Origin of the sequence: Pseudomonas sp. NFX98, assembly GCF_047784845.1 — a bacterium.
GTDB lineage: Bacteria > Pseudomonadota > Gammaproteobacteria > Pseudomonadales > Pseudomonadaceae > Aquipseudomonas.
Genome location: NZ_JBLNNF010000002.1, coordinates 148,031 through 172,802, shown reverse-complemented (window position 1 = coordinate 172,802; position 24,772 = coordinate 148,031). Strand labels below are relative to the sequence as shown.

Here is a 24,772-nt window from a genome sequence, read left to right as displayed (position 1 = left end):
CAGGTTATCGATTGATCGGATCATCTCATTGGGAATGTTGGGGCTGGCTCCCTACAGTTATCGCAGATTCGCCCGTCACGAAACGGGCGACGCCATAACAAGAAGTCAGCCGTACTGCCCTGAGAGGTCCCATGCAACTGATTGCCAGAACCCGGACCGGCGACTCTGCCGTGATCCGCCTCAATCCCCTGGACAACGTACTGATTGCACGGCAGGTCTTGCCTGAAGGCTTGGTCCTGGAAGCCGAAGCGATCACCGTGCGTCAGCCGATTCCCTCCGGGCACAAAGTCGCCACTCAGCGCGTAGAGCAGGGCCAACCCCTGCGTCGTTACGGACAAATCATCGGGTTTGCTTCGCAGGTCATCGAGGCCGGCGAGCATGTGCATGTGCACAATGTGGAGATGGGCGATTTTGCCCGTGACTACGCCTTCGGCGTCGATGCCCACACCACGCCCAGTACCGAAGCCGTGTTCCAGGGCATCGTGCGTGCCGATGGCCGCGTGGCGACCCGCAACTATGTCGGCATTCTCACCTCGGTGAACTGCTCGGCGACCGTGGCCCGGGCCGTGGCCGATCACTTTCGCCGGGACATTCATCCTGAGGCGCTGGCGGCTTTTCCGAACATCGACGGCGTCGTGGCGCTGACCCACGGCGCCGGTTGCGCAGTCGACCCGAGCGGCGAGGCTCTGGGACTGTTGCGCCGCACCCTCGGTGGGTACGCCGTGCACCCCAATTTCGCTGCCGTGCTGATCATCGGCCTGGGTTGTGAAACCAACCAGATCGAGAGCCTGCTCGAGACGCAAGGGCTCACCGCCAGCGACCAGTTGCGCACTTTCACCATTCAAGGCGTCGGCGGCACGTCGAAAACCATCGCCAGTGGCATCGAGCAGGTCAAGGCTTTGCTGCCTCAGGCCAATCAGGTGCAACGCGAGCCGGTCAGCGCTCGCCACTTGATCGTCGGCTTGCAATGCGGCGGCTCGGACGGCTACTCGGGCATCACCGCCAACCCGGCGCTGGGCAATGCCGTTGACCGTTTGGTCGCGGCGGGCGGCACCGCGATTCTTTCGGAAACCCCGGAAATCTACGGTGCCGAACACTTGCTGACGCGTCGTGCCGTGAGCCGCGAGGTGGGGGAGAAACTCATCGCGCGCATCCATTGGTGGGAAGACTACTGCCAGCGCATGAACGCCGAACTGAACAACAACCCTTCGGCCGGCAACAAGGCCGGTGGCCTGACCACGATTCTGGAGAAGTCCCTGGGCGCGGTGGCCAAGGCCGGTTCCAGCAATCTGGTGGATGTCTACCAATACGCCGAAGCGGTCCGGGCCAAGGGGCTGGTGTTCATGGACACGCCGGGCTACGACCCGGTCTCGGCTACAGGGCAGGTCGCCGGTGGCGCCAACCTGATCGCCTTCACCACCGGCAGAGGCTCGGCCTACGGCTGCGCGCCGGCGCCGTCGATCAAGTTGGCAACCAACAACCGGGTGTTCGAACACCAGGAAGAAGACATGGACGTGAACTGCGGCGGCATCGCCGACGGTTCCACCAGCATTGAAGAGCGCGGCGCGTACATCTTCGAACAGATGCTGCGCATCGCTTCCGGCGAGCGCAGCAAGAGCGAACAGCACGGTTATGGGCAGAACGAGTTCGTGCCCTGGCAGATCGGTGCCGTGACCTGATTGACAGCCCTGCAACCTCCACAAGGCGAAAAGCACATGCAAGTTTCCGGATTCAACTTTATCGCGGGCCAACGTAGCGCCCTGGGCGACACTCTGGTTTATAGCGTCGACGCTCACACCGGCGAACAACTGCCCGGCGCATTCCATCAGGCGACTCTGGCCGAGGTCGATACAGCGGTGGTGGCTGCCAGTGCGGCGTTCCCGTTGTTTCGCAATTTGCCCGCAGTACGCCGGGCTGAATTCCTCGAAGCCATCGCCGATGAACTCGACGATCTGGGCGAGGATTTCATCGCGTTGACCTGCCGCGAAACCGCTCTGCCGAGCGCCCGCATTCAGGGTGAGCGCGGCCGTACCAGCGGCCAGATGCGTTTGTTTGCGCAAGTCCTGCGCCGTGGCGATTTCTATGGTGCACGCATCGATCAGGCACTGCCGGAGCGCACTCCGTTGCCGCGTCCTGACTTGCGTCAGTACCGCATCGGTGTTGGCCCGGTGGCGGTCTTCGGCGCCAGCAACTTTCCGCTGGCGTTCTCCACGGCTGGCGGCGACACCGCCGCCGCTCTGGCCGCCGGTTGCCCGGTGGTGTTCAAGGCCCACAGCGGCCACATGGCCACGGCCGAGCGCGTCGCCGAAGCGCTGATCCGCGCTGCCGAACGCACCGGCATGCCGGCCGGCGTGTTCAACATGATCTTCGGCGCCGGCGTCGGCGAGGCGCTGGTCAAACACCCTGGCATCCAGGCCGTGGGCTTTACCGGTTCGCTGAAGGGCGGCGGTGCCCTGTGCAATATGGCGGCGGCAAGGCCACAACCGATTCCGGTGTTCGCCGAGATGTCGAGCATCAACCCGGTGCTGGTCTTGCCACAAGCCTTGGCTAACCGCAGCGCGTTGATTGCCAAGGAACTGAGCGCTTCGGTGGTGCAGGGCTGTGGCCAGTTCTGCACCAACCCCGGCCTGGTCATCGGCATTCGCTCGCCGGCGTTCAGCGCTTTCATCGAGCAACTGACCGGGCACATGGCCGCGCAAGCTCCGCAAACCATGCTCAATGCCGGCACCTTGAACAGCTACGGAAAAGGCTTGCAGGCGCTGCTGGCCCACCCGGGCATCAAGCATTTGAGCGGCCTGGCGCAGAAGGGCAACCAGGCGCAGCCGCAATTGTTCGAGGCCGATATCAGTCTGTTGCTGGAAAACGATGAACTACTACAGGAAGAGGTCTTCGGCCCTTGCACGGTGGTGGTTCAAGTGGCGGACAAGGCTGAACTGTTGCGCGCCGTCGGCGCCTTGCGCGGCCAGCTCACGGCCACGTTGCTGGCTGACAACGAGGACCTGACGGCCTTCGGTGAAGTGTTCGGTGCGCTGGAAGTGAAGGTCGGTCGAGTGCTGCTCAACGGCTACCCGACCGGCGTCGAAGTGTGCGATGCGATGGTCCATGGCGGCCCGTACCCGGCCACGTCCGATAGCCGCGGCACGTCGGTCGGCACCCTGGCGATCGATCGTTTCCTGCGTCCGGTGTGCTACCAGAACGTGCCCGACGCGTTGCTGCCCGATGCCTTGAAAAACGCCAACCCGCTGGGCATTCAACGGCTGGTCGATGGCAAGCACAGCACAGCGACCCTGAACTGAACACGGAGCAGCAAGCATGACTGAAGCAAACCGCTACGACGCGCAAACGCTGACCGCGTTCGTCGAGCAACTGTTCGAAAAAGCCGGGGCCGATGCCGAGGTCGCCCAAGTGGTGACCCGGGTGCTGCTCGAAGGTGAGCTGCTGGGTCATCGCACCCACGGCCTCAACCTGGTTAGCCGCTATCTCGGCGGCGTGCTCAGCGGGCAGGTCAAGGCCAGTGCCGGGTTACTGGAACAGGTCTCCGACAGCGGCATTTCGGCGCTGTTCGACGGCCACTATGTGCTCGGCCCGTATTGCGTCAGCCGCGCCCTGGACTGCGCGGCCAAGGGCGCCACGGCGCAGGGCATCGGCATCGCCGTGGTGCGCCGCGCCTCGCACATCGGTTGCCTCGCCGCTTACCTGAAGCCTTTTACCGACCGTGGCCTGGTGGCGATGGTTTATTCCTCGGACCCGTCGGTTGGTTTGGTCTGCGCTCATGGCGGGATCGACCCGATCTACACGCCCAACCCGATTGCCGCAGGCATCCCGACTCGGGGCGAGCCGATTCTGCTGGATGTGAGCATGTCCACCGTCACATTGGGCCTGATCGGCCAGTGTCGCGATGCCGGCAGCACGCTGCCGCACCCGGTGCTGATGAGCAACGAAGGCCAACTGAGCGACAACCCGGCTGATTTCTTCACCACCCCACCGGGCAGCATCCTGCCGCTGGGTGGCCAGGCCTTCGGCCATAAAGGCTTTGCCCTGGCCATTCTGGTCGAGGCCCTGACCTCGGGGCTGGCCGGTCATGGACGCAAGGACGGCCCGGACCAATGGGGCGCATCGGCTACGGCCGTGGTGATCGACCCGCGTTTCTTCGGCGGGCTGGACGCCTTCACCGACGAGAGTTCGTTCCTGAGCAAGCTGATCCTGGCCAGCCGCCCGGTAGACCCCGAGCGCCCGGTGCGCTTGCCGGGCCAGGCCGGCCTGAAACTGCGTGAGCAAGCCCTGCGCGAAGGCGTGAGTCTGTCGCAGAAAGTGATCGACGACCTCAATCAGAGCGCCGCGCAGTTGCAGCTGCCAGCTCTTTCCTGACAACCCCGCGGTGTTCTCAGGTTTTTCGCGAGCAAGCTCGCTCCTACATACACACAACAACAAGAGTGCAGACATGACAAACCAATCCACAGCACAAGCACCGCTGCCATTGAGCAACAACGCCGCCGTCTTCAACACCGGCAGTTGGGTCGGGCGTGTCTGGCTGCCCGGCGAGGGACCGGCCGTGGTGCTGGTCAAGGCGGGCGCCGTGCACGATATCAGCGCCCATGTTGCGACCGTCTCGGCCTTGCTTGAAGTGACGGACCCGGTGGCGTATCTGCGTGCGTTGCCCTTGGCCGAGGCGTTGATCGAGTTGTCGGCATTGCTGGACAACAGCGACCCAAACCGCCGCGACGAAAGCTTGCCATGGCTGCTGGCGCCAATCGATTTGCAGGCAGTCAAGGCTGCTGGCGTGACGTTCGCCGCCAGTCTGCTGGAGCGGGTGGTGGAAGAGCAGGCCAAGGGCGACCCGGCCAAGGCTGACGCAATTCGCGACACCCTGGCCAGCCGCATTGGCGCCGACCTTTCGCAAATCGTCCCAGGCTCGGCCCAGGCTGAAGCCTTGCGCAAAGTGCTGGTGGAGCAGGGGTTGTGGTCGCAGTATCTGGAAGTGGGCATCGGCCCGGATGCCGAAATCTTCACCAAGGCCCAGCCGCTGTCGTCGGTCGGCCATGGCGCAGACATTGGTATTCACCCCAAGTCGAGCTGGAACAACCCGGAACCGGAAGTGGTGCTGGCGGTGTCGAGCAACGGCACCATTCAGGGCGCCATGCTCGGTAACGACGTCAACCTGCGTGACTTCGAAGGGCGCAGTGCCCTGTTGCTGGGCAAAGCCAAGGACAACAACGCGTCGACCTCGCTGGGCCCCTTGCTGCGCCTGTTCGACGAAACCTTCAACCTGGATGACGTACGTAACGCGCAAGTGGATTTGCGCGTCGAAGGCCAGGACGGTTTCATCCTCGAAGGCCGCAGTTCCATGAGCCAGATCAGCCGCGACCCGCTCGACCTGGTTCAGCAGACGCTCAACGAAAACCATCAATACCCTGACGGCCTGGTGCTGTTTCTCGGTACCTTGTTCGCCCCCAAGCAGGATCGCGATCAACCGGGTAACGGTTTCACCCACAAATTGGGCGATGTGGTGGTGATCAGCAACCCGCAATTGGGCAGCCTGAGCAACCGCGTGACCACCAGCGATCAGGCGCCGCAATGGGACTTCGGCCTGCGCTCGCTGATCGACAGCCTGAGCCGGCGCGGTCTGCTTGAGGCAGCGGTGACGGCGCGCCAACCCTGATGCCAACAACTGAAGGAGCGAGCCTGCTCGCGAAAAACCTGAAGGCGCCGCTGGTTATCTGGCTTTACGCGTTTTCGTTCAAGACCATCGCGAGCAGGCTCGCTCCTACAAGGGTTGCGTGCCAGCCCTGATTTTTCGGTACCGGGGATAAGGATCGCCGCGGCGCTGAAACCGCTGAAACCGCTGAAACAACAATAATAAAGGCCATCAGATGAACTCACTGAAGAAGTATCAAAGCATCACGGTTGTCTTCCTGCTATTGATCGGCATCGTCAATTATCTGGACCGTAGTGCGCTGTCGATTGCCAACACCTCGATCCAGAAGGACATGATGATCAGCCCTTCGCAAATGGGCATTCTGTTGTCGGCCTTCTCCATCGCCTATGCGTTCGCGCAGTTGCCGATGGGCCTGATCATCGACCGCCTGGGCAGCAAGATCGCACTGGGCGCGTCGTTGCTGGCCTGGTCGGTGGCGCAGTCGACGTTCGGCATGGTCAACAGCTTCGCCGGCTTCATGGGCCTGCGCGTGCTGCTGGGGATTGGCGAGGCGCCGATGTTTCCTTCGGCGGCCAAGGCGCTGTCCGAATGGTTCGATGCGAACGAGCGCGGCACGCCGACCGGGATTGTCTGGTCGTCGACCTGCCTGGGTCCATGCCTGGCGCCGCCGTTGCTGACGCTGTTCATGGTCAACTTCGGTTGGCGCGGGATGTTCATCATCACCGGTGCCATCGGTATCGTCCTGGCCTTGTGCTGGCTGACCTTCTACAAGAGCAAGGCGCAGTACCTGGCCGAACTCGCGGCTGAAGGCAAGCCATTGCCGACCGAGAAAAAGCCTCAAGTGCAAACCGTCGATTCGCAGGCACCGAAGGTCTCGTACTTCGCCGGCTGGCTCGACCTGTTCAAACACCGCAGCACCTGGGGTGCGGTGCTGGGCTTCATGGGTGTGATCTACATGCTGTGGCTGCACCTGACCTGGCTGCCCGGTTACTTCGAGCGCGAGCACGGCATGAACCTGTACAAGACCGCGTGGCTGGTGTCGCTGGCCTATGGTTTCGGCGCGGTGGGCACCATCGTCGCCGGGCGTTTCTGCGACATGTTGGTCCGCCGTGGCATGAGCATTCTGGCCAGTCGCAAGTTCGGCGTGATCACCGGCCTGGTGCTGGCGGCGCTATTCACCTTGCCGCTGTCGTTTGTCACCGGCCTGACCGGTTGCATCATCCTGCTGTGCCTGGCGCTGTTCAGCATCAACATGGCCAGTGCCACGGCCTGGATGATCGTCAACACCATCGTCGATAGCCGCCGTGTCGCCTCGTTCGGTTCGATCCAGAACTTCGGCGGCTACATCGCCGGTTCCGTCGCGCCGATCGTCACCGGTTTCAGCATCCAGTACTCGGGCTCGTTCAACACCGCGTTCATGATCAGTGCGGTGGTCGCGCTGTGCTCGGCGCTGGCTTACTACCTGTTGCTCAACGCACCGATCGGCAGTGCCGAACCTGCACCTGAGCACATTGTGGGGGTGACGGAGTAAGACGTTTCGGCCAACCAGCCCCGAAATGACAAAGCCCTGTGTATCAGGGCTTTGTCGTTTTTGGGGCAGGTCGATTGTCGGGGAGAAGTTCGCCTGCTTCTCGTCAGACGTTGTGAACCTATTCTGAAACTGACCGCTCCACCAAGAAATATCCGGGTGGGCCAATGTGATGAACGCCTTCAAAGACCTGCTGACACCTGCTCAAGAGGTGAGACTGCGTGCCCTTGATGCCTGGCATCGCGCTCTGGAAAACAGACAGCTGCGCATGGATTGTCCTGACGCCTACCATGACGAACTGCTTCGTCAGTCCGACGAGATGGATCGGCTGGGTATCGTGTCCTGGACTGAGTGGCGAGATCTGCGCATGGAAGCCGATCAGGCCTATCTGCGTGCAGTCGCCGGTGAGGACTATCACTGAGGCGTTCTCTTGGAATGTTCGGCGTCTTCACCTGTCAACCGAGCAACAACTTCGTGAGTTCTGCTCATGTCCATCGCTGAAGAAACTGTTGACTACCTGCGTGAAAACGCTTTGTTGCTGACAACTGCCGAGTCCTGTACTGCCGGAAAAATCGTGACGCTATTGTCCGGGATCGAAGGCAGCGGTGAGTTCATCGAGTGCGGTTACGTGGTTTATTCACCGCAGGCCAAGCAACGTGTTTTGCACGTCAGCCCGCGCACCATCGAAACCTTCAACCTGACGAGTGTGGAGGTCGCCAGGGAGATGGCGATGGGCGCCCTGCGAGACAGCACCGCCAATGCCGCCATCGCCACAACCGGGATTCTTGGTCCGGAGGATATCGACGGTATTCCCGCAGGCACCATCTGCTTTGCCTGGGCTTTCCAGTCGCATGGGGAGCGTTGCGTGTTCAGCCATGAGCACCGGTTTTTCGGTACTCGCTGCCAGGTGCAAACAGAAGCTACCGAGTACGCCATGCAATGGCTGCCGCACTTCCATCGCCGCGCGCTCCTTGGCGAGCAAGGTTGAAACATAATGAACGACGATGCCGAACATCCGGACTTGCACAGTCGTAAATACCCGGTACGCGAGGACATGGCTTTCCAGTTGCGGGTCTGGCGTTTTGAGCGCTGCGGGTGGTATCTGCTGGTTTTACTGATGGTATTGGGTTTGATGGGCCTGTTTTCTCGCGGTGTCCTGAGCTCCAGAGATGTTCGCAGCGAGGATGGCAGGGTCAGAGTGGAATACGAGATGTTCCACCGCAACGGCTCGACCAACGCCATGAAAATCAGCGTCAGCGGCTCTCCGGAATCCACTGTCGAGCTGGAACTGGTCGGGGAGATCCTGGAGGGTTTCAGCATCGAGACGCTTCAGCCTGAGCCGGCGCGCACCCGCAGTTCTGCTCAAGGCATTCGGTTATGGGTACAGACCGACACCCAGGGACAGGCGGACTTATTTCTCACTCTGCGAGGGGATGGCCTTGGGTTGTTCCACAGCCGCATTGTTTTGCCCGGCACCAGTGACGTGCGACTCGATCAGTTCATTTTCCCCTAGGTGACCTATGGATTCAGTATTGCGTGCGGCAGCGATGTATATGGCGCTCATGGTGCTGTTCAAGATTGCCGGCCGACGCTCATTGGCCGAGCTGACGACCTTTGACTTTGTCTTGTTGATGATGATTGGCGAGGCTACCCAGCAAGCGCTGCTTGGGGATGATTTTTCGCTGACCAATTCGATGCTGGTGATTGTGACCCTGATCGCCATCGACGTCGGGCTCTCGCTGCTCAAGCAGCGTTCCGGCTGGTTATCACGGCTGATCGACGGTGAACCCACGATTATCGTGGAAAACGGCAAGCTCCTGCATCGGCGCCTGCGTCACGCCCGCCTGGTGGAAGCCGATATCATGGAGGCCGCGCGCTCCAGCCAGGGAATCGAGAAGCTGGAAGAGATCAAGTTCGCGATCATTGAGCGCAACGGCAAGATCTCCATCATTGCGCGAGAAAACTGATCGGCAACGGCAACAACCATTGATCAGTTGCCATGGATGGAAAAGGAACCGTTGTTCGCAGGTCATTGCCCTTATTCAAAAGCGATCTCTACGTTAACCGAGGAGTGACGACATGCGAGCAATGACTTATCACGGCGCCCACAAGGTCAGGATTGAAACCGTTCCGGATCCGATCATCGAGCAACCCGACGACATTATTCTGCGTGTCACGGCCACTGCAATTTGCGGTTCCGATCTGCACCTGTATCGCGGCAAGATTCCCACCGTCGAACACGGCGACATTTTCGGCCATGAATTCATGGGCATCGTCGAAGACACCGGACCGTCTGTGACCCAGGTGCAACGCGGGGATCGTGTCGTCATTCCTTTTGTCATCGCTTGTGGTGACTGTTTCTTTTGCCAGCAGCAACTGTACGCAGCCTGCGAAACCACCAACGATGGACGCGGTGCCATTCTGAACAAGAAATCCATCCCGCCGGGTGCCGCACTATTTGGCTACAGCCGGTTGTATGGAGGCGTTCCCGGCGGACAGGCCGAACTGGTCCGGGTGCCGAAAGCCAACACCGGCCCGTTCAAGGTGCCCGGTACGCTGGCAGACGAAAAGGTGCTTTTTCTATCCGACATTCTACCCACCGCCTGGCAGGCGGTGATCAATGCGCAGATCGGCAAAGGGTCGAGTCTGGCGATTTTCGGCGCCGGGCCGGTTGGGTTGTTGAGCGCAGCGTGCGCGCGAATGCTCGGCGCCGAACAGATCTTCATGATTGATCACCATGAATACCGACTCGCCTATGCCAGGAAAACCTACGGAGTCATCCCGATCAACTTCGATGACGATGATGATCCGGCTGACTCCTTGATTCGGCAGACACCGGGTATGCGCGGCGTGGATGCGGTGATCGATGCGGTGGGCTTCGAAGCCAAGGGCAGCACGACCGAAACCGTGCTGGCGACGCTGAAACTAGAAGGCAGTAGCGGAAAAGCGTTGCGCCAATGCATTGCCGCTGTAAGGCGCGGTGGCGTGGTGAGTGTGCCGGGGGTCTACGCGGGATTCATCCATGGCTTTCTGTTCGGAGATGCGTTCGATAAAGGGCTGACATTCAAGATGGGCCAGACGCACGTCCAACGGTATCTGCCCGAACTGCTTGAGCATATTGAGCTGGGTCATCTGCGTCCTGAAGAAATCATCACTCACAGAATGTCTCTGGAGAGCGTCGCCGAAGGCTATGAAATATTCGACAAACGCCAGGAGGACTGTCGCAAGGTCATACTGATTCCCGGCGCGCCAGTGGAACCGTTGACTGAGTCAATCGAACCGGGTGTGGGATTCGCCGATCGCGGGGTTCCCAGTTTGTAGACTTGTCAGCCACCACTGACTTTCCAGTGTTTGACATCATCGGCAAAGACCATCTGCTTCATCTCGTGGGCAATGCCGTAGGCCAGGGACTCGTGCGCGGCGATCACTTTTTCCTCGGCTGACAGGCAGTGGAAAATATCGAGTTTGGTCGCCGCATCAGCGGTTTCCAGTGCGTAGATCTGGACGTAACGCGCGAGGTCGTTGTCGAGACTCGACAGGTATTCGCGCAGGCGTTGGTGATCAACGGATTTCTGGCTGAAATACCAGTTCATCGGGTGAATCAGGAAGCGCGAATGGGGTGAAGTGATGCGACGTCCCGCAGCCAGAAACATGATGATGCCCATCGACTCGATGTTCCCGGCGTTGATCGCACACAGTGGCACAGGCAATGACTTCAGGAAGGTGTAGAGAGTGAACCCGAAGTTTGTGCTGCCGCCGGACGTTGACAGGTTCAGCAGCAACGACGTGGCGCCTTGATCGATGGCTTCAAGACAACAATCCCTGAAGCGTTCGGTCGTTGCCTGGTCGATCTGACAGTGAAAGTGCACGATATGCTCGGTCATCGATTGATCTCCGAAATTCGGCGTTTGTAAACCTTCTTTTGAGCTAGTGAGTCTAGTAAATATTCACCGTTTTCAGAGAAAAAAACGGCTTGAATCGCGCACTCCGACGAATCACACCGCCAGTCTAAAGCCTTTGTTTTCAATGGAACTAACGATGCGAATCCGCTCGTCGCAAGCTTGCTGTTTTTTCCAAACTTTCGATTTTCTGCATCCTCCGAATTACACGGGCGAACGCTCGTACTAACGATGTAAGAGGTGAATGAAAATGGCCAATACAGGAAACAACAATCCCGGCAATTTTTCCAATGACCGAGACAAGGCTTCTGAAGCTGGCAAGAAAGGCGGCCAGGCTTCAGGCGGACAACAATCGCGCGATGCCGATCGTATGTCAGGAGGTGGGCAAGGCAATCGCGGAGGCGAATTTGCTGACGATAAGGAAAACATGAACAAACCCGGGCAAAAAGGTGGTCAGGCATCGGGTGGGCGGCAATCAACCGGCGCTGATCAATCCACTGGCGGTGGTCAGGGAACCGGGCGCGGCGGCAATTTTGCCGATGACCGCGACAAAGCCTCTGAAGCTGGGCGTAAGGGCGGCGAACACAGCGGCGGCGGAGGCCGTAAATCCTGATGCCGTGTGAGTCTGGTCAAGCCCCGATTTATTTCGGGGCTTGATTGAATATGCATAACCTCGATCTGAAGATATTTGCAAAAGAAGCTTTCGTTGCCTGCCTCATGTCGCGTGGCTTGAACATTCAGGCATTTGCGATGTTCTACCGTGACACTGCTCAACACGAGTGACCTCTATGGAAGCTGTCGAGTCGGCGCTTCTGGCTGCGCGTGCCCAGTTCGCGATCACCATCAGTTTTCATATCGTACTGGCAGCACTGACCATCGGTCTGGCCAATTTTCTCATGGTGCTTGAAGGCTTGTGGCTGTTGCGTGGAAGAAAGATCTACCTGGATGTCTATCGTTACTGGTTGAAGATATTTGCCCTTACCGTGGCGGTGGGCACGGCCTCGGGGCTGATTCTGGAATACCAGTTCGGGCTCAACTGGTCGCGGCTTTCGACCCAGGCCGGAGATATCCTTGGCCCGTTGATGTTCTACGAAGTGCTGGCCGCTTTTTTCCTGGAGGCTGGCTTCCTGGGAATCATGCTGTTCGGGTTGAAGAAAGTAGGCCCGCGCGTGCATTTCTTCGCCACCTGCGCCGTCGCAGCCGGGTCGTTGATAAGTGCTTTCTGGATCCTCTCGGCCAATTCCTGGATGCAGACCCCGGCCGGTTTCGCTATCGGCGCCGATGGCCGTTTTATAGCGCAGGATTGGTGGGCGATTATCTTCAATCCATCGTTTCCGTATCGACTAGTGCACATGACATTGGCCGCGATGCTTGGCACCGCCACGCTGGTGGCCGGAGCCAGTGCATGGCAGTTGCTGAAGGAACCTGAAAACCCGCGAGCTCGCCTTCAATACTCCATGGCGCTATGGACGATCCTCTCGCTTGCCCCCGCGCAAATCGTCGTCGGGCATTTCCACGCTGAACACAGCCTCGTCGTACAGCCGCAGAAGGTGGCCGCAATCGAAGGTTCCTGGACACGTCCGCCAGAAGGAGCGGGCGAGCCGATGCGTCTGTTTGCCGTGCCGGATATGGATGAGAGGCGCAATCACTGGGAATTGGCGATCCCTCGAGTTGGCTCGCTGTATCTGCGCTACAACCTGACGGGCACCATCGCTGCGCTGGATGAATTCGCGCCCCAGGATATCCCGCCCGTGCCGATTGTATTTTTCGCGTTTCGACTCATGGTCGGGCTGGGTCTGCTGATGCTGGGGCAGGGCTTGGTCAGTTGGGTGCTGCGTCGCGGGCAACGGCTGTTCAGTGCTCGCTGGATGATGCGAGGTTGCGTGTTGTTGGCTCCCGCCGGTTTTCTGGCCATGCTCAGTGGCTGGGTGGTGACGGAGGTGGGCCGCCAACCGTTCACGGTTTACGGTTTGCTGCGTACGGCTGAGAGTCTGTCTTCGATTTCGCATCGACAGGTGATTGCATCGACGTGGTCGATCCTCGGGTTTTATCTGTTGATCTTCGGCATCGGGCTTTGGGTGCTTTTACGAATCCTGCGCAAACCTGCGCAGGAGGACGAACCCGGACCGCAACCCACGCTGGCGGATGAGACCGGCGACTCCTGAGGGGCGAATCCATGTTGGGCAATGACTGGATCACACTGCTATCCACCGCAGCCCTGGCGTTCTCGGTGTTGAACTATGTCTTGCTCGACGGCACGGATCTTGGGGTGGGAGTTCTTCTAGGGTTCACCCGTTGTAGCAAACAACGGCGGGCCATGGCGGTGACCATCTTGCCGATCTGGGACGCCAACGAGACCTGGCTGGTGCTGGGCGGCGGTGGTCTGCTGGCGCTTTTTCCAATGGCCTATGCGATCTTGCTCCCGGCGCTGTATCTGCCATTCATTGTGATGTTTCTGGCCTTGATTCTTCGTGCGGTCGCCCTGGAGTTTCGCGACTATGCGCCTGATCAAACCATCAAGCGTTGTGTTGACGGTTTGCACATGTGCGGCTCGTTACTCGTCGGCGGAACACAGGGAATTGTGCTCGGTACGCTGGTTCAAGGGCTGCCGAACAACGGCACGCAATACACCGGGGACGGGCGTGAGTGGTTGAGTCCGTTTCCACTGTTTTGTGGCGTTGTGCTGGTGGCGGGTTACACATGGCTGGGGGCGTGCTGGCTTTATTGGCGCACTGAGGATGAACTCCAGCAGCGTTCGAAGCGCCAGGCAAAAAGCCTGGCCGTCGTGACCATCGTGCTGCTGGCGGTGTTGGTCGTCTGGACGGCGAAACTCGATGTTCGGTATGCGCAGCGGCTTTCCGACACGTTTGTCTGGCTGCCCGGCGCCGCGTTGTTTGTCAGCCTGACGGTCGGCTTCATCATCGGCTGTTGGAGCCGGCGAGATTATTTGCCGTTGTTTGCCGCGCTGGGCATCTTTGTCCTGGCCTTCGCCATGATGATTGCAGCGCTTTTTCCACTGATTGTTCCGCCGAACCTGACCCTGCAAGCCGCTGCCTCCAGTCCCGTCAGTCAGGTATTCATGTTGGTTGGATTTGCCGTATTGATTCCGGTAACGCTCATTTACAACACCTATGGATTCAAGGTGTTCAGTGGCAAGGTTCATCCCGTTCGGGATTGAAGGTTGAACACTGACCCATCCGGCAGAGGTCGGTTTCAGGCGTTTTTGTTCGAACTTCAAAGTTGGCCTGATTGTCCAGACCTTTACATCTCCCGCTGGCATGTCCCGACGGGAACGTTTATGGATCGGTAACAGGCGAACAACGACATGACGATGACAGTGGGGGATTTTCTGGTCGAGCGGCTCAGCCAATGGGGCGTGACGAGGATTTTTGGTTATCCCGGTGATGGCATAAACGGGGTGTTCGGCGCGCTGAGCCGAGCGCAGGGGAAAATCGAATTCATCCAGGCCCGGCACGAAGAAATGGCCGCGTTCATGGCGTCGGCGCATGCCAAGTTCACCGGTGAGCTTGGCGTGTGTATCGCCACTTCCGGCCCTGGCGCTTCACACCTGATCACCGGGCTCTACGATGCGCGGATGGATCACATGCCCGTCTTGGCGATTGTCGGCCAGCAGGCTCGCGCGGCGCTCGGCGGTCACTATCAGCAAGAGCTTGATCTGCTATCGATGTTCAAGGATGTCGCCGGTGCTTTCGTGCAACAAGCTTCGGTGCCCGCGCAAGTCCAACACCTGGTTGACCGCGCGGTACGCACCGCGATTGGCGAGCGTCGCGTCACCGCGATCATCTTGCCCAATGACCTGCAGGACGCCGAGTATGAAGCGCCGGGCAGGGCGCATGGCACCGTGCATTCCGGGGTCGGTTACAGCAAGCCGAAAGTGCTGCCTTATGAAGCGGATTTGCAACGGGCAGCCGAAGTACTCAATGCAGGGGAGAAGGTTGCAATATTGGTCGGCGCCGGTGCCTTGCAGGCAACCGATCAAGTGATCGCGGTCGCGGAAAAACTCGGAGCCGGCGTGGCCAAGGCCTTGCTCGGCAAAGCGGCGCTGCCTGACGAACTGCCTTGGGTCACCGGCAGCATCGGGTTGCTCGGCACCGAGCCCAGCTACAAGTTGATGACCGAATGCGACACCTTGCTGATGATCGGTTCCGGATTTCCCTATTCGGAATTCTTGCCGAAAGAAGGCCAGGCACGCGGGGTGCAGATCGACTTACAGCCTGACATGCTCAGCTTGCGTTATCCGATGGAAGTGAATCTGGTGGGCGATGCCGGCGAGACACTCTCGGCGTTACTGCCCTTGCTGGAACACAAGACGTCCCGCAAATGGCGGAAAAAGGTCGAAGGCTGGCGCAGCAGCTGGGAGAAAACCCTGGAAAAACGCGCGATGGTAAAAGCCTCGCCGATCAACCCTCAGCGGGTGGTGTTCGAACTTTCACCACGGCTTCCGGAGCTGGCGATCATCACCAGCGATTCGGGCTCATGTGCCAATTGGTACGCCCGTGACCTGAAGATCCGTCGTGGCATGAAATGTTCGCTTTCGGGTGGGCTGGCCTCGATGGGCGCCGCCGTGCCTTATGCGATTGCCGCAAAGTTTGCCTACCCGCAACGCGCAGTAATTGCCTTGGTCGGCGATGGTGCGATGCAAATGAGCAATATGGCCGAGCTCATCACCGTGGCCAAATACTGGCGGCAATGGGAAAGCCCCAAATGGATCTGTGCCGTGTTCAATAACGAAGACCTCAATCAGGTGACGTGGGAGCAGCGGGTGATGGAAGGCGATCCGAAGTTTGAAGCCTCGCAAAACATTCCTGACGTCCCGTATCACCTTTTCGCCATTTCCATCGGCTTGAAGGGCATTTTTGTCGAGCGCGAAGAAGACGTTGCGGGTGCTTGGGAACAGGCGCTGGCGTCCGACGTACCCGTGTTGATCGAGTTCAAGACCGATCCGAATGTGCCGCCGCTCCCGCCGCACATCAAGCTTGAGCAAGCGAAAAAGTTCGCCACGACGTTGCTCAGGGGCGATCCGGATGAGGCCGGTGTGATTGTGCAAACCGCCAAGCAGGTATTGGGAGCCGTGTTGCCGCGCAAAAAATAGCGAGGGTCATCCTTTGAGCCATCTGCCGATCTACATTGGCTGCGCAGGCTGGAGTGTCGGGCGCGAACAGGCGGCGGCGTTTCCGGTTGAAGGCACGCATCTGCAACGCTATGGCTCGCAATTGAATTGCGTAGAAATCAACAGCTCGTTTTATAGACCGCACCGTCATCAGACTTACGCCCGCTGGGCCGAGTCGGTGCCGCAAGCGTTTCGATTTTGCGTAAAAATACCCAAGCGAATCACCCACGAACTGCGTTTAGTGAACTGTGAACAGCCGCTGGACGAATTTCTCGGTCAATGCTGCGGATTGGGTGGGCGTTTGGGTGGCTTGCTGGTACAGCTACCGCCGTCGCTGGTATTTGACGATGCGATTGCAGAAAGCTTCTTCAGGGCGCTGAAGGCGCAATATTCCGGAGCGGTCATTCTGGAGCCCCGGCACGAATCCTGGGTGGATGCCGCCTCTTTGCTGATGGAGTATCGGATTACCCAGGCGGCAGTCGATCCGTCACGCATCAGCACCGACTCGTCACCGGTCGGAGCACCTGAAGTGCAGTATTGGCGACTGCATGGTTCGCCGCGCATTTATTACAGCGCCTATGACCAACCCTATTTGAAGAACCTTGCCAATCAACTGCGGCTTGCAGCTGCCGAGGGCGTGACCGTCTGGTGCATTTTCGACAATACGGCGAGCGGTGCAGCGATGCGCAATGCGTTGGAACTGTCGACGTGTCACTTGCCTCTGAACATCAGGGACACCCCATAGCAAGTTCAGAACCGGAGAATGGGCCATGAGCAGCTCCGCCATCTTTGAAAATCTGCTGGACACGTTTGCCTCTCGGCCCGTGACTCCCGTGCCGGACAGTGCGCTACAACAGATGATGCAGGAACTCATCGACTGCGGATCAACAATCCTGCCCATGCCTGGACGAGGTCAAACGCTGGAACGATGGCGGATGTTGGCCGCTGTCTCCGCAAGCGACCTGGCCTTGGTCAAGTTGTTCGAAGGCCATACCGATGCGCTGGCGATCATGACGGAGCTTGAACCCGACGCACCCATTGCCACCGGTGCCTGGGGCACTTGGGCTGCCGAACCGTATTTTGCCCGGGTCAACATCGTTGATCGGCAGGGAGATCAGGTGTACTTGCAGGGGCGCAAAGCCTGGTGCTCCGGTGCGCCCATGCTTGATCGGGCCCTGTTGACCGCGCGGGATGAGCAACATCGACCACAACTGGTCGCGGTGGATTTGCGTCAGTCGGGCGTCAGCACAGCGGAAGATAGTTGGCAGGCGGTTGGCATGGGCAGTACAGCCAGCGTTGATGTCGCGTTCGAAGGTGCGCTGGGTCGATGTGTCGGGTTGCCCGGCCAGTATGTGGATCGACCCGGTTTTTGGCAGGGCGGCGGGGGCATTGCTGCCTGTTGGTACGGAGCGGCTTGTACGCTTGCCGGTTATCTTCGGGAGCATTGTCGTCAGCCCCATCACGATGCGCATGCCGCCGCTCACCTTGGCGCTGTCGACGCAGCGTTGTGCGCAGCCTCGGCGTCCCTGAGGGAAACCGCAACGTGGATCGATGCCAACCCTCGGCGGTCGGCTGAGATACCTGTGCGGCGATTACGTGCCCAAGTGGAAACAACGGTCAATAGCGTGCTTGAGCATGTGGGGCGCGCACTGGGGGCTACGCCATTTTGTCGTAACGCTCACTTCGCCCGGCTCGCCGCCGATCTGCCGGTGTTCATCCGGCAAAGTCATGCGGAGAAAGATCTAGCGGCGCTCGGCGAACTGATCGCAGCGCAAGCCGTTGATGGGTGGATATTGTGAAGTGCGCTGAAGCCGAAAATCTCATCCGTGGCGCGGGTACGACGCTGGCTGAATGGCAGGCCAGCCCCTCGCTGGCGTGTGTGCCGACCATAACCCACCCGCAACTGATCCCCACGGGCCATCGCCTGATTGTGGTCGCTCCTCACCCAGACGATGAAGTCCTCGGCTGCGCAGGCATCCTGGCCGGGATGAGGGGCCGGGAGGCCGATGTGGTGATGCTTGCGGTCACCGATGGCGAAGCCAGTCATCCGCGTTCGCAAAAGTGGACACCGTCACGGCTTCGTCAAGAGCGTCCGCTGGAAAGCTTGCGCGCTGTCGACTGCTTGGGGCTCGATGCCAATGCCTTGAGCTGGGAACGATTGGGATTGCCGGATAGCGCTGTAGCGGGGCAGGAAGATCAGTTGGTCGAGCGACTGCTGGAAGTCATTCGCCCAGGAGATCGGTTGATATCGACCTGGCGACTCGACGGGCATTGCGACCACGAAGCGACCGGCAGGGCTGCGGCCTGTGCGGCATTACAACGCAAAGCCTGTTTGATCGAAATGCCGATCTGGGCATGGCACTGGGCACGGCCACAGGACCCAAGGATTCCCTGGGCGCGAGCACGCAAGTTGATGCTCGATGTGCCGGTAGTGGCGAAAAAGCGCCGTGCCATCAACGCCCATGTCTCTCAGGTCACTACAGATGGCCAGACCCCGGCAGTGCTTGATCAACAAACTATCGAACGACTCTTGCTGCCCTTTGAATTGGTGTTTATATGAGCATGTCGCCTGACTACTTCCAGCAATTGTTCAGCGCCAGTGACGACCCTTGGTCTTTCCGGACTCGCTGGTATGAGAAACGCAAGCGTGACCTGGTGCTGGCCACGCTGCCGCGCCAGCGTTATCAACGCGTTTTCGAACCCGCCTGCGCCAACGGTGAACTGAGTGCGTTGCTGGCCGAGCGCAGTGAGTCGCTGCTGTGTCAGGATCTCAATGAGAAAGCGGTGATGCTTGCGCGTACGCGACTGAGTCAACTGCCCCATGTCAGTGTCGAGCAGGCGAGCATTCCAGATGACTGGCCCGACGGTATGTTTGACCTGATCGTATTGAGCGAAATCGGGTATTTTCTGGATGCCAGGGCGTGGCATCAGGTGATCGAAAAAACATTGCTCAGTCTGAGCCCGGAGGGTGGCGTGCTGGCCTGTCATTGGTTGCACCCGATTGACGGGTGTTCGCAGGATGGCCGCGACGTTCATTCGGCACTTGCGGAGCGCCTGCACCTGCATCGTCTGGTTCGTCATGAAGAAGCAGATTTTGTCCTCGAATACTGGAGCCGCTCGCCGACCTCGATTGACCTTGCCGAGACCTGCGACTAGTTACAGCGCCAACGACTTCAGGTAATCGCCAAAACCTTCCCGGCAGCGGCAGTTTTTGCGCGCGCTGGTGGTCACCCGATTGCTCGCTGTCCACATGATGCTCGCGCCGCTACGCTCCAGATCGGCCACCAGTTGAACGTCTTCGTGAGCGGGCAGGGACTGAAAGCCTCCAGCCTTGCGATAAGCCGCCGAGGAGACGCCAAGATTCGCGCCATGGATATGCCGGTGTCCGTCAACGGTGTGGTAACTGGCGTGGTAGCGCTCACGCACCCGTTGTGGATGTTCAGACCAGTCGCTGACTTCAACCAGACCGCAAACAGCATCCACGTTGAACCTGATTTGGTCGGCCAGCCAGGCATCGGGAACGACGCTATCGGCATCGGTGAACGCCAGCCAGCGAGCGTCCGCTCCCAACAGGTGCTCGGCTCCGTGCGCCCGGGCTTTTCCGACGTTGCGATGTGTGCAGGTCAACGTCATCACACCGTAGGATTGGGCGATGTGCAGCGAGGTGTCCGTGCAGTCGTCGAGAACGATCAGGATCTTTACTTCTTCATTGCTCAGGTCCTGGTGAAAAGCCGCCTCCAGCAGTGATTCGATGCATCTGTTCAACAGCCGCTCTTCATTGTGTACCGGGACAATGACTCCGATCATTTGACGATCTCCATGCTGCCTGCAGTTATTACCTGGCTATCCGATGTCGACCGGCACGCATGACGATTGGTTGCAATGAATGTGAAGAGGGGAGTGATGGTTTCTCAGGCGTAGGCGCCGGATATTTGAATCTGTGAAGTTGATCAAAAAGCGATGGGGCTTAGTGCGATTTATTCATACGCGTCATGGCAAACTCAGCCATAAATAAAACAACGTCGAACTGGAGCAAGCGGCGAGTAGTGCTGCAACCCGGCAAAAGACAAAATAATGACAACAAAAAACTGTCGTACTCTCTCTATTAAGTCGGTGATCCATCATGATCAAGGTCATGGCCTGCTTTCTAATAGGAGCTTTAACTGCAGGATGCAATGGCTTCGTTAAGCCCGACTTATCGGGACCTGTTAATGATTCATACTTCCTGGTCTATTCAGGTTTTCCTCTGCCTTATGTATACATGGCCTCTGCCGTGCAATGGAACGATGACTACGCCGTCACCATCCGCCACGTGCCATTCATCCCCAACGTGAAATACAGTTGCAGCACAGGCTGTGACCTGGTCTTCATCCAGCACAAGGCCAACGGTCGCTACCCGTCCTGGCGCGCACCGCGTGCGGGCGAAAGCATAACGGCCGTGGGGGTGAGCCCTTACCTCGTGACCACGACCGGGAAAGGCAAGGTCTATCAAACGCCGTTCGTCAACGCCGATGAGCGCAGCGGTGAGCTCTATGCCATCCATGATGCCCCGCTGATCAAAGGCATGTCTGGAGGGCCGGTCATCACCAGTGACGGCAGTGTCGTCGGCATCAATATCGGTTTCCACTCAACCACGCTAAACGACGTGAGCAATCACTCCGGTATAAATAAAGCTGAAAGGATCAGCATCTTCATTCCTTACTCGATCATTCAACGCGAGTGGGGGATGTTGCAGGCAAAGCTTGGGGATTCGCGGGGCACGAAGTATGTGGCGAAGTAGCTTTCAGTGATCGGTCGGTTCGGTAGCGCCATGATCGCGGCCGTCACAACGCGTGTGCCAGATCAATCAGCGCGCGCAATCGCGCCGGCACGAAGCGATGGCCCGAGTAATAAAGCCTCAGACCGCCAAACGACGGGCACCACGGCATCAGCATCGGCACCAGGGCGCCGCTGGCCAGTTCATCCAGGATGAATGACTCGGAAATGAAACCGATGCCAAGGCCCAACAGCACGGCCTGTTTGATGGCCAGCATCTCGTTGAAGGTGAAGCGCGTCGGCAGGTCCATCTGCAACTTCTCACCGTCTCGCTCCAGTTCCCACTGGTACAGGCCACCGTGGGCCATGCGCATGCCGATGCTCTGGTGAGTGAGCAGGTCTCGCGGGTGCTCGGGGATGCCATGGCGGTCGAGATACTCCGGCGTTGCCACCACCAGCATCCGGATGTCATCTGACAGCCTCACGGCAATCATGTCTTGCGGTACGGACTCTGCCAGGCGAATCCCGGCATCGAAGCCTGCGGCGACGATGTCGACCATGTTTGATTCGCTGACGATGTCGATGCGCACCTTGGGATAGCGCTCAGCGTACAGCTTGAACAACGGCTCCAGTAGCAAATAGGCCGCGCCGTGCGGTGCATTGATACGCAGGGTGCCGCTGGGTTCATCGGGGCCGACGCTGGCCTCTTCACCGGCACTTTTGATCTGCGCCAACGCAGGGGCGATGCGCTCCACATAGCGTTGCCCGATGTCTGTGAGGGCCACGCTGCGCGTGGAGCGATTGAACAGGCGCACCTTCAGGCGCGTTTCCAGGCCGGCCACCGCGCTGCTCACAGCGGTGGTGGACATACCCAATTCCTGTGCCGCGCCACGAAAACTGCTGCGGCGCGCAACGGCCAGCACCACTTCCAGCTCGGTCATTCCTGTTCTGTGCATGCATTGTCCTGAAAATAAGGATGCGTCATGCGCAAAAGGATAGCTTATCGGAACAATCAGTCGCTCATAGACTTCGCTGCATACAGGCTTGATTCAGGCCAGTCGTTTTCAACGAGGAGGCGCCATGCAGCGCATTGATCACATCTACATCAACGGCGAATTTGTCATCCCGCACGGTCAGGAATGGTTCGACCTCCACAACCCGAGCACCGAAGCCGTCATCGGTCAGGTTCGGTTGGGCGATGCACTGGATGCACAGCGTGCCATCGCAGCCGCCAAGGCTGCGTTCCCGGCCTGGTCTCGTACCCGTCGGGAGGAGCGTATCGCGGCACTGCAACGCATGCACCGGGCCGTGGCGGCGAGGGAAGAGGAACTGCTGGAAGCGATTCTCGTGGAATACGGCGCGCCTTCGGTTCGCGGACGCTGGATGGCGACTTACCCGGCAGATGTGATTGCACAAGCGATCGATGCATTACAGGCGTTCGATTTTGAGGAACAGGTCGGCATGGCCAGGGTCATTCTCACGCCCGTGGGCGTTACCGGTCTGATCACGCCCTGGAACAGCAATGCGGGCTTCATCTGCAACAAGCTGGCCACCGCGCTGGCGACAGGTTGCACCGCCGTCATCAAGCCCAGCGAGATGAGCGCGTTGCAGACGCAGGTCGTGGTCAGTGCGTTGCACGAAGCGGGGCTGCCGCCGGGCGTATTCAATGTCGTCAACGGACGGGGCGATGTGGTTGGCGAGGAAATCGCCCGCCATCCCGATGTTGCCAAGATCTCATTCACGGGGTCGTCCGCAGTCGGACAGCATTTGGTCAAGACCGGCGCGGACACCATGAAGCGCGTAACGCTCGAACTGGGCGGCAAGTCTCCCACCGTGGTGCTGGACGATGCGGATTTCCAGGCGGTCATGCCCTTGGTCCTGCAAGCCGGATTTCTCAACAGCGGCCAGGCTTGCGTCGCGGGCACTCGCATCCTTGTGCCGCGCGGGCGGCTGGCAGAGTTCGAGCGGATCGCCACGCAGGGCGTCTCACAGTTTCAATCGGGCGATCCGCGCAACGCCGACACCGACATCGGCCCGATGGTGAGCCAGAAACAATGGGAGCGGGTACAGCGCTACATCCGCATCGGCCTGGAAGAAGGCGCGAGGTTGCTGGCGGGTGGCGAAGGTCGTCCGGAAGGCTTGCATGCCGGCTGGTTCGTCAAGCCCACGATCTTCACTGATGCCAACAATCGGATGCGCATCGCGCGGGAGGAAATCTTCGGCCCCGTGCTGACCATCATTCCCTACGAGGATGACGCTGATGCGATCAGCATTGCCAACGATACGGACTATGGGCTGAGCGCCCTGGTGCTGGGGAAGAGTCCCGAACGCTGTGTGAATGTCGCACGGCAGATCGATTCGGGACGAGTGCTCATCAACACGTTGGCCCATGAGCCGCGTGCTCCCTTCGGTGGCTTCAAACATTCAGGCCTTGGACGCGAAATGGGCAAGTGGGGGATGAGCGCATATCTGGAGCCGAAAACATTGATCACGAATGACCTGTTGCAATGACCATGTGGGATCAGGAAGCAGATCGACCGCAGGAAACGGTTGATCTGCGCCCATGGAAGTTGTGGTTTTGGCTAACGTGGCTTGATCGCGGCAGAAACCAACCCACGGCCCTGCAAGTTGTCGAGCAGGGCGCGATAACCCATTTGCCAGGCCGGAGCGCGATCGCTTGTTGTCACCCGGTTGACCAGCGTGCCGAACTTGGCGCTGCTGATGGCTACCATGTCACCCTTTTTATGGGTAAAGCCTCCGCCGGGCAGGTCGCGATCTTGCTTGGGCGCAAACAGGGTGGCGAGAAACAGCACGAAACCATCCGGGTACTGATGGTTCTCGTTGAGTGTTTGAGCGACCAGATCCAGCGGGTCGCGGCTGATCTGGTTCATGGAGCTGCTGCCATCCATGATGAAACCATCCTCGCCGACGACACGCAGTGCGACTTCTGCTGCGCGTACATCTTCGATGCCGAAGGTTTCATCGAACAGCCGGATAAATGGCCCAAGCGCGGTCGACGCATTGTTGTCTTTGGCTTTGGAAAGCAGCAACGCACTGCGCCCTTCGAAATCGCAAAGGTTGACGTCATTACCCAGCGTTGCACCCTGTACCTTGCCGCGACTGGAAACTGCCAGTACCACTTCAGGCTCAGGATTGTTCCAGCTGGGTTTCGGGTGAATACCGATGTCTGATCCGTAGCCCACCGCTGACAGCGGCTGAGCCTTGGTGAATATCTCGGCATCCGGACCAATCCCCACTTCGAGGTACTGCGACCACATGCCTTGGCTTATCAGCACTTCCTTGAGAGCGGCGGCTTGGGAAGAGCCCGGCACGATTTGCCCGAGGTCAGCACCGATGCTCTCTATGAGGGTTGCGCGAATGCTATCGGCCTTGGCCGGGTCGCCCTTGGCCTGCTCTTCGACCACTCGCTCAAGCATGCTGGTGGCGAAGGTAACCCCGGCAGCTTTTACGGCTTGCAAGTCGATCGGAGCCAACAACCACGGCCGTGTTTCGTCGCGAACGGATGCGTCACTGTTGCTGAGCAGATCGTCAAGACTGATCAACGGATCTTTCAACGGCAAGCTGCGCAGGTAAGCAACGGGATCATCAAGCTCAAGCAACGCCGAAACGGTCGCCACTCGGGTACTGATGTCATGAACCTGCCCGTCTTTGAGCAGCACGACGGCGGGTCCTGCACTGGCGCCAGGAATCCAGGCGCGACTGATCCATGTGCCTTGAGCGAGGTCTTGGGCCGGAGCGTTGAGATCCGACAATGACGTTACAGCGGATGTTTGGGACATGGG

At 59.3% G+C, this 24,772-nt stretch carries 24 protein-coding genes; 20 read left to right on the top strand and 4 right to left on the bottom strand.

Annotated features, from left to right (window positions below; translation table 11 throughout):
* The first annotated feature begins 131 nt into the window (after positions 1 to 131).
* The 10 genes from ACM110_RS03245 (at position 132) to ACM110_RS03200 (ending at position 10,505) form a co-directional block, all read left to right on the top strand.
* Positions 132 to 1,679 carry a UxaA family hydrolase gene (locus ACM110_RS03245; protein ID WP_416126542.1) on the top strand — a complete coding sequence of 516 codons (1,548 nt, stop codon included), beginning with the start codon at positions 132 to 134 and terminating at the stop codon, positions 1,677 to 1,679.
* A 36-nt stretch (positions 1,680 to 1,715) separates the two neighbouring features.
* Positions 1,716 to 3,296: an aldehyde dehydrogenase (NADP(+)) gene (locus tag ACM110_RS03240; protein ID WP_416126541.1), complete on the top strand. Its 1,581-nt coding sequence runs from the start codon at positions 1,716 to 1,718 to the stop codon at positions 3,294 to 3,296.
* Positions 3,297 to 3,312: 16 nt separating this feature from the next.
* On the top strand, positions 3,313 to 4,368 hold the full coding sequence (locus ACM110_RS03235; protein WP_416126540.1) for an Ldh family oxidoreductase: 1,056 nt from the start codon (positions 3,313 to 3,315) through the stop codon (positions 4,366 to 4,368).
* A gap of 73 nt (positions 4,369 to 4,441) precedes the next feature.
* Positions 4,442 to 5,659, top strand: a complete 1,218-nt coding sequence (locus ACM110_RS03230) for a fumarylacetoacetate hydrolase family protein (RefSeq protein ID WP_416126539.1) — start codon at positions 4,442 to 4,444, stop codon at positions 5,657 to 5,659.
* Between the two features lie 211 nt (positions 5,660 to 5,870).
* Positions 5,871 to 7,187 carry an MFS transporter gene (locus tag ACM110_RS03225; RefSeq protein WP_416126538.1) on the top strand — a complete coding sequence of 439 codons (1,317 nt, stop codon included), beginning with the start codon at positions 5,871 to 5,873 and terminating at the stop codon, positions 7,185 to 7,187.
* Between the two features lie 169 nt (positions 7,188 to 7,356).
* Positions 7,357 to 7,605: a hypothetical protein gene (locus tag ACM110_RS03220; RefSeq protein ID WP_416126537.1), complete on the top strand. Its 249-nt coding sequence runs from the start codon at positions 7,357 to 7,359 to the stop codon at positions 7,603 to 7,605.
* Positions 7,606 to 7,671: 66 nt separating this feature from the next.
* Complete coding sequence (locus tag ACM110_RS03215; protein ID WP_416126536.1) at positions 7,672 to 8,172, top strand: CinA family protein; 501 nt, start codon at positions 7,672 to 7,674, stop codon at positions 8,170 to 8,172.
* A 6-nt stretch (positions 8,173 to 8,178) separates the two neighbouring features.
* On the top strand, positions 8,179 to 8,697 hold the full coding sequence (locus ACM110_RS03210; protein WP_416126535.1) for a hypothetical protein: 519 nt from the start codon (positions 8,179 to 8,181) through the stop codon (positions 8,695 to 8,697).
* 7 nt (positions 8,698 to 8,704) lie between these two features.
* Positions 8,705 to 9,151: a DUF421 domain-containing protein gene (locus ACM110_RS03205; RefSeq protein WP_416126534.1), complete on the top strand. Its 447-nt coding sequence runs from the start codon at positions 8,705 to 8,707 to the stop codon at positions 9,149 to 9,151.
* A gap of 112 nt (positions 9,152 to 9,263) precedes the next feature.
* The gene (locus tag ACM110_RS03200; protein ID WP_416126533.1) at positions 9,264 to 10,505 is read left to right on the top strand and encodes a zinc-dependent alcohol dehydrogenase; all 1,242 of its coding nucleotides are present in this window, start codon (positions 9,264 to 9,266) and stop codon (positions 10,503 to 10,505) included.
* 5 nt (positions 10,506 to 10,510) lie between these two features.
* On the opposite strand, the gene ACM110_RS03195 is transcribed toward ACM110_RS03200, so the two are convergent.
* Positions 10,511 to 11,068 (bottom strand): ATP-dependent Clp protease proteolytic subunit, encoded by a 558-nt coding sequence (locus tag ACM110_RS03195; protein WP_416126532.1) that lies wholly within the window; start codon positions 11,066 to 11,068, stop codon positions 10,511 to 10,513.
* Between the two features lie 265 nt (positions 11,069 to 11,333).
* Between ACM110_RS03195 and ACM110_RS03190 the strand changes: the two genes are divergently transcribed.
* From ACM110_RS03190 to ACM110_RS03155, 8 genes are all read left to right on the top strand, one after another.
* Positions 11,334 to 11,696, top strand: coding sequence for a KGG domain-containing protein (locus ACM110_RS03190; RefSeq protein ID WP_416126758.1), 363 nt, complete (start codon positions 11,334 to 11,336; stop codon positions 11,694 to 11,696).
* A gap of 175 nt (positions 11,697 to 11,871) precedes the next feature.
* Entirely contained in the window at positions 11,872 to 13,248 is a 1,377-nt protein-coding gene (locus tag ACM110_RS03185) for a cytochrome ubiquinol oxidase subunit I (RefSeq protein WP_416126531.1), read from the top strand.
* Between the two features lie 11 nt (positions 13,249 to 13,259).
* Positions 13,260 to 14,261 carry a cytochrome d ubiquinol oxidase subunit II gene (gene cydB / locus ACM110_RS03180; protein ID WP_416126530.1) on the top strand — a complete coding sequence of 334 codons (1,002 nt, stop codon included), beginning with the start codon at positions 13,260 to 13,262 and terminating at the stop codon, positions 14,259 to 14,261.
* Between the two features lie 147 nt (positions 14,262 to 14,408).
* On the top strand, positions 14,409 to 16,196 hold the full coding sequence (locus ACM110_RS03175; protein ID WP_416126529.1) for a thiamine pyrophosphate-requiring protein: 1,788 nt from the start codon (positions 14,409 to 14,411) through the stop codon (positions 16,194 to 16,196).
* A gap of 13 nt (positions 16,197 to 16,209) precedes the next feature.
* Positions 16,210 to 16,959: a DUF72 domain-containing protein gene (locus tag ACM110_RS03170; RefSeq protein ID WP_416126528.1), complete on the top strand. Its 750-nt coding sequence runs from the start codon at positions 16,210 to 16,212 to the stop codon at positions 16,957 to 16,959.
* Between the two features lie 25 nt (positions 16,960 to 16,984).
* A complete protein-coding gene (locus tag ACM110_RS03165; RefSeq protein ID WP_416126527.1) occupies positions 16,985 to 18,013 on the top strand; it encodes an acyl-CoA dehydrogenase family protein in 1,029 nt (342 codons plus the stop codon).
* Positions 18,010 to 18,774: a PIG-L deacetylase family protein gene (locus ACM110_RS03160; RefSeq protein ID WP_416126526.1), complete on the top strand. Its 765-nt coding sequence runs from the start codon at positions 18,010 to 18,012 to the stop codon at positions 18,772 to 18,774. Before ACM110_RS03165 ends, ACM110_RS03160 begins: the two co-directional genes overlap by 4 nt.
* A complete protein-coding gene (locus ACM110_RS03155) occupies positions 18,771 to 19,370 on the top strand; it encodes an SAM-dependent methyltransferase (protein ID WP_416126525.1) in 600 nt (199 codons plus the stop codon). The genes ACM110_RS03160 and ACM110_RS03155 overlap by 4 nt, the downstream gene beginning before the upstream one ends.
* Here the strand turns inward: ACM110_RS03155 and ACM110_RS03150 are convergent, their stop codons facing one another.
* Complete coding sequence (locus ACM110_RS03150; RefSeq protein WP_416126524.1) at positions 19,371 to 20,021, bottom strand: glycosyltransferase; 651 nt, start codon at positions 20,019 to 20,021, stop codon at positions 19,371 to 19,373.
* Positions 20,022 to 20,337: 316 nt separating this feature from the next.
* Between ACM110_RS03150 and ACM110_RS03145 the strand changes: the two genes are divergently transcribed.
* The gene (locus ACM110_RS03145; RefSeq protein ID WP_416126523.1) at positions 20,338 to 20,994 is read left to right on the top strand and encodes a trypsin-like peptidase domain-containing protein; all 657 of its coding nucleotides are present in this window, start codon (positions 20,338 to 20,340) and stop codon (positions 20,992 to 20,994) included.
* A gap of 43 nt (positions 20,995 to 21,037) precedes the next feature.
* Here the strand turns inward: ACM110_RS03145 and ACM110_RS03140 are convergent, their stop codons facing one another.
* On the bottom strand, positions 21,038 to 21,925 hold the full coding sequence (locus ACM110_RS03140; protein ID WP_416126522.1) for a LysR family transcriptional regulator: 888 nt from the start codon (positions 21,923 to 21,925) through the stop codon (positions 21,038 to 21,040).
* A gap of 124 nt (positions 21,926 to 22,049) precedes the next feature.
* On the opposite strand from ACM110_RS03140, the gene ACM110_RS03135 reads away from it, so the two are divergent.
* On the top strand, positions 22,050 to 23,480 hold the full coding sequence (locus tag ACM110_RS03135) for an aldehyde dehydrogenase family protein (protein WP_416126521.1): 1,431 nt from the start codon (positions 22,050 to 22,052) through the stop codon (positions 23,478 to 23,480).
* 71 nt (positions 23,481 to 23,551) lie between these two features.
* On the opposite strand, the gene ACM110_RS03130 is transcribed toward ACM110_RS03135, so the two are convergent.
* Complete coding sequence (locus tag ACM110_RS03130) at positions 23,552 to 24,769, bottom strand: fumarylacetoacetate hydrolase family protein (RefSeq protein ID WP_416126520.1); 1,218 nt, start codon at positions 24,767 to 24,769, stop codon at positions 23,552 to 23,554.
* Positions 24,770 to 24,772: the final 3 nt, after the last annotated feature.

Bases quoted from the DNA above. Each gene is read 5' to 3' on its own strand.
- ACM110_RS03155 (WP_416126525.1), top strand. From the start codon at position 18,771: ATGAGCATGTCGCCTGACTACTTCCAGCAATTGTTCAGCGCCAGTGAC.
- ACM110_RS03230 (WP_416126539.1), top strand. From the start codon at position 4,442: ATGACAAACCAATCCACAGCACAAGCACCGCTGCCATTGAGCAACAAC.
- ACM110_RS03130 (WP_416126520.1), bottom strand. From the start codon at position 24,769: ATGTCCCAAACATCCGCTGTAACGTCATTGTCGGATCTCAACGCTCCG.
- ACM110_RS03225 (WP_416126538.1), top strand. From the start codon at position 5,871: ATGAACTCACTGAAGAAGTATCAAAGCATCACGGTTGTCTTCCTGCTA.
- ACM110_RS03185 (WP_416126531.1), top strand. From the start codon at position 11,872: ATGGAAGCTGTCGAGTCGGCGCTTCTGGCTGCGCGTGCCCAGTTCGCG.
- ACM110_RS03200 (WP_416126533.1), top strand. From the start codon at position 9,264: ATGCGAGCAATGACTTATCACGGCGCCCACAAGGTCAGGATTGAAACC.
- ACM110_RS03150 (WP_416126524.1), bottom strand. From the start codon at position 20,021: ATGATCGGAGTCATTGTCCCGGTACACAATGAAGAGCGGCTGTTGAAC.
- ACM110_RS03210 (WP_416126535.1), top strand. From the start codon at position 8,179: ATGAACGACGATGCCGAACATCCGGACTTGCACAGTCGTAAATACCCG.
- ACM110_RS03175 (WP_416126529.1), top strand. From the start codon at position 14,409: ATGACGATGACAGTGGGGGATTTTCTGGTCGAGCGGCTCAGCCAATGG.
- ACM110_RS03220 (WP_416126537.1), top strand. From the start codon at position 7,357: ATGAACGCCTTCAAAGACCTGCTGACACCTGCTCAAGAGGTGAGACTG.
- ACM110_RS03145 (WP_416126523.1), top strand. From the start codon at position 20,338: ATGATCAAGGTCATGGCCTGCTTTCTAATAGGAGCTTTAACTGCAGGA.
- ACM110_RS03205 (WP_416126534.1), top strand. From the start codon at position 8,705: ATGGATTCAGTATTGCGTGCGGCAGCGATGTATATGGCGCTCATGGTG.
- ACM110_RS03135 (WP_416126521.1), top strand. From the start codon at position 22,050: ATGCAGCGCATTGATCACATCTACATCAACGGCGAATTTGTCATCCCG.
- ACM110_RS03190 (WP_416126758.1), top strand. From the start codon at position 11,334: ATGGCCAATACAGGAAACAACAATCCCGGCAATTTTTCCAATGACCGA.
- ACM110_RS03235 (WP_416126540.1), top strand. From the start codon at position 3,313: ATGACTGAAGCAAACCGCTACGACGCGCAAACGCTGACCGCGTTCGTC.
- ACM110_RS03165 (WP_416126527.1), top strand. From the start codon at position 16,985: ATGAGCAGCTCCGCCATCTTTGAAAATCTGCTGGACACGTTTGCCTCT.
- ACM110_RS03240 (WP_416126541.1), top strand. From the start codon at position 1,716: ATGCAAGTTTCCGGATTCAACTTTATCGCGGGCCAACGTAGCGCCCTG.
- ACM110_RS03195 (WP_416126532.1), bottom strand. From the start codon at position 11,068: ATGACCGAGCATATCGTGCACTTTCACTGTCAGATCGACCAGGCAACG.
- cydB (WP_416126530.1), top strand. From the start codon at position 13,260: ATGTTGGGCAATGACTGGATCACACTGCTATCCACCGCAGCCCTGGCG.
- ACM110_RS03140 (WP_416126522.1), bottom strand. From the start codon at position 21,925: ATGCACAGAACAGGAATGACCGAGCTGGAAGTGGTGCTGGCCGTTGCG.
- ACM110_RS03215 (WP_416126536.1), top strand. From the start codon at position 7,672: ATGTCCATCGCTGAAGAAACTGTTGACTACCTGCGTGAAAACGCTTTG.
- ACM110_RS03245 (WP_416126542.1), top strand. From the start codon at position 132: ATGCAACTGATTGCCAGAACCCGGACCGGCGACTCTGCCGTGATCCGC.